This is a genomic window from Sphingomonas sp. PP-CE-1A-559, from assembly GCF_004340965.1.
Taxonomy (GTDB): Bacteria; Pseudomonadota; Alphaproteobacteria; order Sphingomonadales; family Sphingomonadaceae; genus Sphingomonas.
On record NZ_SLYA01000024.1, the window covers coordinates 1 to 8,282 of the forward strand.

The 8,282-nt window shown below is 57.6% G+C and carries 13 protein-coding genes; 6 read left to right on the top strand and 7 right to left on the bottom strand.

The window, feature by feature from the left end; genetic code table 11:
- Window positions 1-246: 246 nt before the first annotated feature.
- The 4 genes from C8J42_RS19750 to C8J42_RS19765 form a co-directional block, all read right to left on the bottom strand.
- A complete protein-coding gene (locus C8J42_RS19750) occupies window positions 247-738 on the bottom strand; it encodes a hypothetical protein (RefSeq protein WP_133021517.1) in 492 nt (163 codons plus the stop codon).
- Window positions 739-874: 136 nt separating this feature from the next.
- Window positions 875-1,093, bottom strand: coding sequence for a hypothetical protein (locus C8J42_RS19755; RefSeq protein ID WP_133021518.1), 219 nt, complete (start codon window positions 1,091-1,093; stop codon window positions 875-877).
- Window positions 1,094-1,232: 139 nt separating this feature from the next.
- A complete protein-coding gene (locus C8J42_RS19760; protein WP_133021519.1) occupies window positions 1,233-1,799 on the bottom strand; it encodes a hypothetical protein in 567 nt (188 codons plus the stop codon).
- Between the two features lie 153 nt (window positions 1,800-1,952).
- Entirely contained in the window at window positions 1,953-2,420 is a 468-nt protein-coding gene (locus C8J42_RS19765) for a hypothetical protein (RefSeq protein ID WP_133021520.1), read from the bottom strand.
- Between the two features lie 229 nt (window positions 2,421-2,649).
- Here C8J42_RS19765 and C8J42_RS19770 point away from each other — a divergent pair, with 229 nt between their 5' ends.
- From C8J42_RS19770 to C8J42_RS19790, 5 genes are all read left to right on the top strand, one after another.
- The gene (locus C8J42_RS19770; RefSeq protein ID WP_133021521.1) at window positions 2,650-2,904 is read left to right on the top strand and encodes a hypothetical protein; all 255 of its coding nucleotides are present in this window, start codon (window positions 2,650-2,652) and stop codon (window positions 2,902-2,904) included.
- Window positions 2,905-3,109: 205 nt separating this feature from the next.
- Complete coding sequence (locus C8J42_RS19775) at window positions 3,110-3,493, top strand: hypothetical protein (RefSeq protein ID WP_133021522.1); 384 nt, start codon at window positions 3,110-3,112, stop codon at window positions 3,491-3,493.
- A 101-nt stretch (window positions 3,494-3,594) separates the two neighbouring features.
- Window positions 3,595-4,035: a hypothetical protein gene (locus C8J42_RS19780; protein WP_133021523.1), complete on the top strand. Its 441-nt coding sequence runs from the start codon at window positions 3,595-3,597 to the stop codon at window positions 4,033-4,035.
- 157 nt (window positions 4,036-4,192) lie between these two features.
- The gene (locus tag C8J42_RS19785) at window positions 4,193-4,423 is read left to right on the top strand and encodes a hypothetical protein (RefSeq protein ID WP_133021524.1); all 231 of its coding nucleotides are present in this window, start codon (window positions 4,193-4,195) and stop codon (window positions 4,421-4,423) included.
- 87 nt (window positions 4,424-4,510) lie between these two features.
- Window positions 4,511-5,014: a DUF4262 domain-containing protein gene (locus C8J42_RS19790; protein WP_133021525.1), complete on the top strand. Its 504-nt coding sequence runs from the start codon at window positions 4,511-4,513 to the stop codon at window positions 5,012-5,014.
- On the opposite strand, the gene C8J42_RS20390 is transcribed toward C8J42_RS19790, so the two are convergent.
- The 3 genes from C8J42_RS20390 to C8J42_RS19805 all read right to left on the bottom strand — a co-directional run bounded on the left by C8J42_RS20390 (window position 5,004) and on the right by C8J42_RS19805 (window position 7,569).
- Window positions 5,004-5,177 (bottom strand): hypothetical protein, encoded by a 174-nt coding sequence (locus C8J42_RS20390; protein ID WP_207897199.1) that lies wholly within the window; start codon window positions 5,175-5,177, stop codon window positions 5,004-5,006. The two genes, C8J42_RS19790 and C8J42_RS20390, sit on opposite strands and share 11 nt — an antisense overlap.
- A gap of 332 nt (window positions 5,178-5,509) precedes the next feature.
- The gene (locus C8J42_RS19800) at window positions 5,510-6,175 is read right to left on the bottom strand and encodes a VC0807 family protein (RefSeq protein ID WP_243644639.1); all 666 of its coding nucleotides are present in this window, start codon (window positions 6,173-6,175) and stop codon (window positions 5,510-5,512) included.
- Window positions 6,172-7,569, bottom strand: coding sequence for a carotenoid oxygenase family protein (locus C8J42_RS19805; protein ID WP_133021527.1), 1,398 nt, complete (start codon window positions 7,567-7,569; stop codon window positions 6,172-6,174). The genes C8J42_RS19800 and C8J42_RS19805 overlap by 4 nt, the downstream gene beginning before the upstream one ends.
- Before the next feature lie 54 nt (window positions 7,570-7,623).
- Between C8J42_RS19805 and C8J42_RS19810 the strand changes: the two genes are divergently transcribed.
- Complete coding sequence (locus C8J42_RS19810) at window positions 7,624-8,160, top strand: TetR/AcrR family transcriptional regulator (RefSeq protein ID WP_133021528.1); 537 nt, start codon at window positions 7,624-7,626, stop codon at window positions 8,158-8,160.
- Window positions 8,161-8,282 lie beyond the last annotated feature (122 nt).

The window sequence follows — 8,282 nt, forward strand, 5'->3', positions numbered from 1 at the left end:
TGTCGCCTACCCGATGCAAAACTCACGGATTTTGCAGCGGCCGAAAACGGCAGGAAGGCTCGATATCCGCCGATGCAAAAATCCGATGCATTTGGCGGGCACGTTCGATGGCGAATTTCTGGCATGCAAGTCCGAAAGACGCCTGTCCGCTCTCCTCCCCATTAGGGCCGTTCATGATGCAGAAACGCGATCGGTCCCGCCGTGCTGTCGCTAACTGCAAGTTGGCATCGCAGAAAATACCTATCGTCACCAGTCGACGATATCAGACCAAAAGGGAACGTAGCGAGTTTCCCCAATCAGGTGGGTGCCGCCAAACTCATTTTCGAAATACTCAATTAGATTTGCACCGTAATAAATAGTGTCGAAGCCGTGCATAGAGAAAACGGGGTTGCCTGCTATCTCTGGAGTTTGCGGGATGAAGCGGTGGCCGAGTAGCGGAATTAGTTTGCGAACCTGCCTTACGGCGTCGCGAACGACTTCTTGTCGAGCACCCTTTTCAGCAGGACGCTCACCCCAGCCGGGCCACCAAAGCCCGTTTTCGTCGACGTCAAACAAAAGTAGTTCTGTCGGCCAAGCAAGCATCTCCTGAATGCGATGATCGTCCGCGTTCCAATTATATCCGCCGACAGGGCTTCTATCCAAAAGAAGAGCCGCTAGATCGGGCGGGAAGCGGATATCGTACCGCTCCTGCGCTCGGTCCAGTTCGGACTGTGTGAAGCCGGATGTCCAGTTGTTCATTCGTGAAAGCATCGCGCTGGAACGTCCGATATGCAACGATCTCCAGCGAAAATCTGCCCGTCTGCAATCCTCAAACCCGGACATTCCCGAAATTCGATCCCTTTCGAGAGGGCTGCCGGCTTCTCACGGCTCGTTCCTAATTGGGAACATCGCTCGGATCAGCGTTATCGTCCACCTCCAGCAGAACACGATAAGCGCTGTCTTCGCTTTGCATTGCTCGCGCCGCTTGTTCAGCCGTTATCGAACGGTGAAGAAGTCGGCTGCCGGCCGACTCTCCGCTGTCGTATTCAGCTATATAAAGGTCGTCTTCGCAGGTGATCCGCAGACCCCATCCCTCGAATACGATCGTCTGCAACGTCACCCCCTATCAAAAGGTTGATGTGATACGCCCTGATAACGGATCTGCTTGAGCTTTGGAAAAATCCTGATCTACCATCCTAACGGGAATGCATTTGCCGCTGTGATTGCACTACCCTATCGGCGCGCGGCGCGTGCTAAATCGCAGCAGCTTCGATCCGGCTCTGTAGTTCTTTAATCGTCTGCACCAAGGCATGCTGTATAACTGTATCTCCCAAAGCCCGCGCAGCCTCATATTCCGCCCTCCTAATCTTGAGCACCTCGCTGGCGACGTGCCGCCAATCGGCAGCAGGTATGCCGTAATCGCGGGTTGCCTCTACTTGATCGAGACCGCTGATCCCAATCAGATGAAGGCGAGGCCACTGATCGATTTCGTCGACATATGCATAGTCAAAGTTGATTTTAGCATTTTCGGTCAAGGTCACCGTAACGTGATTCCAACGTTTCGGCAGGAAGATGTCGAGCGTTCTCATTCTCGCGAGATCGAACTTTATTGACTCCTCAACCTCTTCGGGCCGGCTACCGAAGCCGACATACTGCCCTCGCACGCCGTCGCGACGGGTCCATTGACTGACGCCCGCAGTCTGCATCCACTCATGAAACTGCGCCTCGAACCGCATCTCCACTGCGTCCTCGGGGAAGATCGACCACAGCTTTCGGCTAATGTCGCCAACGATTGCCTCGAACTGCTGCTTGTCTGCCATCGGTGTCCCAATCCGTTTGTTAGTATCAGTTCGTCGGTCTCAGGCGGCAGGTCCAGTCCCGTTCCAAATTTCGCAATTCGCCCCCAGCCAACAGAATTTCCATTTCGCGATCCCAATCGAGAAACCAGACCTGCAGAAATCATTCCCGGGCACTTATGGGGCGGGCAGAGTAGGGAGAGGCTCGTTGGCTAGCCTGACAATCTCCGCGGCTAGATCGTCGGATGATGCTGCCGCCTTAGGCCAATAAATTATGTCGCAGATAGGTACGTTAGGGAAAGTGCGCTCAAGAATACCGAGGCAAAAGCTGCTCCTTGGTTCGTCCGCAGCTTCGATGACGCCGATGCATTCCGCAACTTCCTGAACGGTAAGGTCGGGGATGCCTGGAGGAGGTCCCATCGCTGCCAACACCGCAAAATCACGTTCGCTGGTCCAACTGTTCAGGTTGCTAAACGTGATGCTATCATACCCCTGCGATCCCGCCAGCGCATCGGCTTCGGCGATGAGCGCGTCGCACTCCTCGTCAGCATCCAAACAATCGACGATCCGAAGGATGAGACTCTGCAATGCGTCGATCCGCTCCGGCGGGGGCGTCGGTATCAGCGCCTCAATCCTGCTGGGCATCGAACCTCTCCTAACCTTCGAATAATATCCGACCATGAACACCGCTGTCGAATAATCTCAATTCATCGAGCCTAGCTATTCGTTGCCGACATTCCGTTTCCCATTTCTCGATCCCTCGCGAGAATGTCGGCTCGGGCAAGAACGCCCAAACCCGGACCTAGCTGGGCTGGTTTGCTGATCCCGATAGCGGACATTGCCGGGGCGTCGGCGTTGGGCCAGATTGCTACACATGACCGACGCTCGCACCTTCCTGATCGACTGTCTCGAGCGCGTTATCGATGGGAGCGACGTCACGAACGGCGAGCTTGATGCGGCTATTGCCAATCCCGCCGTGTTGCGCGGTGCTGAGCGGAAAGCGTGGCATGGCTTAAGCTATTGGGCCGACGACGATGACATTCGTGAGAAAGACCCGAATTACGCTCCTTCGCGTAGGCAGCAGCTAGTCGGTTTGCTAGCCGACTTGAGGCGCGATGATAGACACTAGCGCCCACTTGTGGACATTCAGTTCTGGCCACAGAGTAGCTGGATGATCGCTCTTTTCGTATTACTGGTGGCCGCCGAACCTGCTTACCAACCCCATCGCGCCGTGCCGTTCGCAACGGGGCCACTCGCGCAAGTCTCTGCGATGAGGGCAGCGATCGTCGCATGCCAAGCGCCCGCAAAGGTTAGTAAATCGAAGGGGGCTGCAATTGTCCTACTGGCGCCTGATCGGTCCGAAGATGCCTTCAATTGCCTTTCCGCATGCCGTCATCGCTCATTTTTGGGAAGGCGGCAGCCTCAGGCGACGTTCGCTAACGCCACACGCCTTCAATAGCGGACCGTCCGCTTTCCTCTCCATATCGGCCATTCCGCTATCGCCCAAATGCCGGACGCTCGGGTTGCAAAATACGGCTCCCGAAAGCGGTCATCCGTTCAGCGCGATCTTTTCCGTCCGGTCACCCCTGATGCAAAAGTCAGGCTGGATAATCTTGTTTACGGTGGGCAAGGGGTTAGTTTGGGACGATGGAATAAAAATTGCCATATGGCACTCCTTTCCCGGCAACGCCGACCACTCTGAAACGCGTGACGTTTAGATTTATCATGATATTCTAGGGGTAGGTAATGAGAAATATCAGACTATGTTCAGATTTTCTCGTAGTGGAGATGGTTTGCCGTGGTTTTTATACTATTCTAGATGATAGCGAGCCGCTCTTTTTCTATAAATGTGCCAATGGGGTTTTATAGATTTATTCAGGTTGAATTCTTGTCTCGTCGTGAAGGAATTCGGGTTGGGGGGTCACTCGGCATCGCCCTCAATCCTTTGGCAACCTGTGAAGAGAATCAAGCGAGGCGCACGCTTGATTCTCGAAATGGCCTATCAATTTCGGTTAGAGTCGAGAATTTCCCTGATGTTATGGTCGCAATGGTCTTCAAGGAAGTTACCACAGCCGCAGCCGCCATGGTGGCCGATCATATATCCGCCCTAATAGAAAAAGAAGTTCCTGCAGATAGGGCGGACGCAAAAGCAAAAATGGAAAGTAACATTGGATGGCTGTCTGCCATTAAAATAAGCAAAATTCATCCCGGGAATGAAAACTGGCATATTGGAGATAAGTTATTTGACGCTATCAGATAGTTCGCCGCCTAAGAGCCCCTAACTATCACGTCGTGCCGTTCCGGCGGTTCCGAGCCGACCGGATTACCCGAAAGCCGACGGACCGCTATCGAGCAGGAAAGCTGCCGGACGGCTCCCGCCCACTTGCGGACGTTCGATCAAGCCTTAGACCACGTTCATGGTCACAGTGCGCTTCTCGAACGAAACTGATGGAGCCATTGAATTTATGGTGGAACCGTGGGGGGCGGTCGAGCCGATCCCGGCAGGCGCGAGGTTCGCCATCCACTACAGTCCGCACGTTGATCGAGAAGACACGTCCTACACAGAGTATCATGCCGGGATGATCCGCTTTTGGGTCGAGGGCAGCGATTATGAGGTCGAAATTGACGGGAAGCGGGTTCCGACCTGACGTCCGCCTACGCCCAGAATAGGTCATTCGGGATGGCTGTTGTGCTTCCCGATTGCGGACGTTCAGCGGGAGGGTTAGCTACCGCTCATGCGAACCGCCCTGAACGCGCCTGCTGAGGCTCTGGATGATGCCGAGCGAGCGTTTGTAGCCAAGGTCCGAGAGCATGGCTGGTTCGATACCGCAGTGTTTGGCGACACCGAAGGGCCGGGGTTCTCATTTACCACGGGGTTGTGGGTGAACACGGGTCAGCCAGAACTGATCATGTTCGGCATGAAGCGTGAGATAGCCCATGACGTGTTCTGGGAGCTATTCCGAGAGGCTAAGGCGGGGTTGCCACTGCCAGTAGGCGAGCCAACCGATAGGGCGTTTGAAAACTTCCTTGCCTATGCCTTTCCGGTGGCGAAGCGGTTCTACCGAGATCACCTTGGCTGGAGCCGATGGTTTTACGGTAATGACGAGTTCCCATGCCTTCAAATTGTCTGGCCGGATCGAAGTGGTATTTTCCCATGGGAACAGGGGTTCGACACGGATTTCGCAACCGACCAGATCGACCTTACAGAGACTGGCTGGAAGTCAGCACTTACGCGGTGAGTTCGCTTTCCATCGAGCTGGCCTCAGAAGCCGCCCGTCCGCTTTCCTTCCCAACCCGGACATTCCCGAAATTCGATACCCTTGCCGTATCGGTCACGCTGCAGCAGACCGTGGGGATGCGGTTCTTTTCCATTCTCCTTTTTGCCTTGGCGGCTTTTGTCACCGGCTGTGCGGTCCTGTTCTACTTTTACCTGTCAAATTTGGCATGTGGCTATTCGTCAGGTGCCTCAAGCTGCCATGCCTGGCCTTGGGATCTTGGAAACGATGACAGGTTCTGGCTGGTACAAATACCGGCAGGTATTGTGGTTACCCTGATAGTTGGTGGCCTACTGCTCCGCCGTAAGGCGGCAATGAGACGAGCGCGACAGACTAGCTGAGGACTTGGGTCGTCGCATAGCATTGCCGCTGCCCCGGTGGTTTGGGAAGCGCCCGCGGGGCTATTCTTTGCCCGTGACGCTTCCCGAGGTTTGATCCCGTAGAGCAGACTTCAGCGATTCAACGTGCCGCCCGGCGTTGTGCGAGACGCTTGTACCAGACGGTCCAAAGCGCGAGCGCGCCCATTGAGCCGTAGCCGACAAACGGGCTGACCAGCATGTAATCGTGAATGCTGAGGACGAAGACGAGCACGCAGGCGAGCGCCGACGACGTGAGCAGGCCGACACCCCAGACCAGCGTCATGATCGTCATCACGCGACGGAAGCGGGGCGTGTCACGCTTGGCCTCGAACGCCGCGACCTCGCCCGGCGATTTGCGCGCCAGGCCGGCACGAGCCAGTTGATAGATCAGCGGGCGACCGATCGCAGCCGATCCAAGGAATACAAGGCCGATCAATGCCGACACGAGGTTCTCGCGTAATTGAAGAAAGCGGACGGACCCGCCCCCGAGCATGGCGAGCAGCGACAGCGCAATGCCGGCCAGCACAAGGATCGACAGCGCATCGACACGACGGCGACGAACGAACTCGACGAGCGACCAGAGCAAAGGCGGCAGCGAGGAGGCCATCAGCGCGATTACGTCGCCTGACAGCGGCGCCACGCGATCGTAGATCAGCAGCGGTAGCCCGAAATTGACGCCGGCTTCGATGGCGAGAAGGCCGATGCGGCTGCCGGTTTGGCGGTTCATTACAGTGCTGTCCTTCATGGTCGTGACGATCGTGTTCATTGTGCTTCTCCCCCGTTGATCCAGTTGCCGTGAAAGCCCGGCGGGATGCGGTGCGGCAGGCGGATCGTGGCGACCGGCGCGTGCTCGAACCGGCTTGCATCGAGGATGACCAGCTCGGTGGTGTCGTTCGGTGCGTCGATGACGAAGCCCATCAGCCATCCTTCGTCTTCATCCGCAGTGTCGTGCGCGGGAACGAAAACGAATTCGCCAGGATGACGGCCGGGGCCGAAGTCGTGCACTTGCCGGCCGCCCGCTACGAGGTCGTGTTTGTAGAGCCGGCTAGCGCTCTGGAAGCGTCGGTCCGATTGTGTGCCCATGGCATAGGCATAGCGGTAGGCTTGACCGAACCGGCGCTCGTCGACGCGGGGAAACTCCTGCGGTGTGGCATCGATAGTGCGGATCGCTGTCGTTCCGGTAGCAGGATCGAGCGTCCAGCGCTCCAGCCCGCGCGAGGCCACGTCCGGGCCACCAGGCACACCGGCGAACATCGTCGGATATGCACAAACGTCGAGCACCACCCGACCATCGGGTAGGTCGAAGGCGTTAGCGACGTGGAAGACATAGGCCGGATCGACGTCACACCAGATGATGGCATGCTGATCGCCGTCGCGCGGCATCAGTCCGACGCGGGCACGATGCACAGGGTTCCAGGCATAAGGCAGCGGCTGGCCAGCCAGATGGGTTGCCAGCGAGAAGGTCACCGGGAGGTCGAGGATGACGACGTAACGCGCGGTGACCGCGCAATCGTGAATCATTGGGCCATGCTCGACCGCGATCGGCGCCTCACGGACGACCTTGCCGGTGGCATCGAGGACGACGTGGCGGATCTCGTCGAGACGCCTGCCCTCATAGCAGATGCCGTGATACTCGCCGGTTAGCGGGTCGCGGTGGGGATGCGCGGTGAACGACCCGACGAGCGAACCAGCGAAATCGTCGTAGCGCTGCTCGTCGAGCGTATCGGACAGTGCAACGGGGTAACTGCCGCCTTCGACGACCGCGAAGACGCGCCCGGCCAAATCTATAACATTGGTGTTCACCGTGTCGCTGGAACCGTGCCGCGGCCCTAATGCCGGCGTCGTTCCGCGGGCAGCCGCGTTGCTGCGCGATCCGATCCAGCGATTGCGATACCACAGGGCCTTGCCGTCGCGGATCGCCAGGCCGTGAACCATGCCGTCGCCGGTGAACCAGTGGTACGATGCGGGATCGGCTGCGACCGGGTTAGGACCGGTCCGCAGATAGCGACCCTGCAATGCTGGCGGGATGGTGCCGCGCACCGCCAGCTCGGTCAGCGTCAATTCCTCCGCCATCGGCCGGTGGATGCCAGACAGAAAGGGGTGCCCCGTCCGAGGCCCCTCCCCGTTTCCATCATCAATCTGCGCTAGAACGCTAGCCATGCCCGCCTCCAATGTTTACATCGTGAGCATAGTTGAGAAGGTAACAGTGTCAACATGGAAAAACGCTATCATCATGGCGATCTGCGGGCTGCGCTGATCGAGGTCGGGCTGCGGCTGTTGGCGGAACGTGACGTGGAAGGCGTATCGCTGCGAGAGATGGCGCGCGAGGTCGGGGTTAGCGCGACGTCGGTCTACCGACATTTTCCCGACAAGGCAGCGTTGATGCGGGCGCTCGCTCGGGAAGGGTTGGACCGGCTCGCGATTGCCCAGCGAGATGCGTCAAACGGCAAGGACGGTGCTGCTGCGTTTGCCGCGACCGGCCGGGCCTATGTGCGTTTCGCACTCGCCAATCCGGCCCTCTTCCGTCTGATCTTTACCTCGTCCGCGCAGTTGCAGGCCACGGGTGAGATAGAGGCGCTACAGATGTTGCGCGTTAACGCCGCTTCGGCATCGGCGAACGATGCTGGTTTGGATCAAGTGGAGGATGGCGCGCTACGAGCCTGGTCGCTGGTTCATGGCCTCGCCATGCTGATGCTCGATGGGCAACTCCCTGCTGAAGACCGGCTTATCGACACGCTTATTCAAGGATGACTAAGGCTCGCGAACATTCTCGAAACGCGATCGAATTTTGAGACTGGCTACGATTTCTCAAATTGCGAAGGCGGCTGCGGTTGTAGACAGATTACCGATCAGGACGTCTCGTAAAAGCGCGC

Bases quoted from the DNA above. Each gene is read 5' to 3' on its own strand.
- C8J42_RS19750 (WP_133021517.1), bottom strand. From the start codon at position 738: ATGAACAACTGGACATCCGGCTTCACACAGTCCGAACTGGACCGAGCG.
- C8J42_RS19760 (WP_133021519.1), bottom strand. From the start codon at position 1,799: ATGGCAGACAAGCAGCAGTTCGAGGCAATCGTTGGCGACATTAGCCGA.
- C8J42_RS19765 (WP_133021520.1), bottom strand. From the start codon at position 2,420: ATGCCCAGCAGGATTGAGGCGCTGATACCGACGCCCCCGCCGGAGCGG.
- C8J42_RS19770 (WP_133021521.1), top strand. From the start codon at position 2,650: ATGACCGACGCTCGCACCTTCCTGATCGACTGTCTCGAGCGCGTTATC.
- C8J42_RS19780 (WP_133021523.1), top strand. From the start codon at position 3,595: ATGATAGCGAGCCGCTCTTTTTCTATAAATGTGCCAATGGGGTTTTAT.
- C8J42_RS19785 (WP_133021524.1), top strand. From the start codon at position 4,193: ATGGTCACAGTGCGCTTCTCGAACGAAACTGATGGAGCCATTGAATTT.
- C8J42_RS19790 (WP_133021525.1), top strand. From the start codon at position 4,511: ATGCGAACCGCCCTGAACGCGCCTGCTGAGGCTCTGGATGATGCCGAG.
- C8J42_RS19800 (WP_243644639.1), bottom strand. From the start codon at position 6,175: ATGAACACGATCGTCACGACCATGAAGGACAGCACTGTAATGAACCGC.
- C8J42_RS19805 (WP_133021527.1), bottom strand. From the start codon at position 7,569: ATGGCTAGCGTTCTAGCGCAGATTGATGATGGAAACGGGGAGGGGCCT.
- C8J42_RS19810 (WP_133021528.1), top strand. From the start codon at position 7,624: ATGGAAAAACGCTATCATCATGGCGATCTGCGGGCTGCGCTGATCGAG.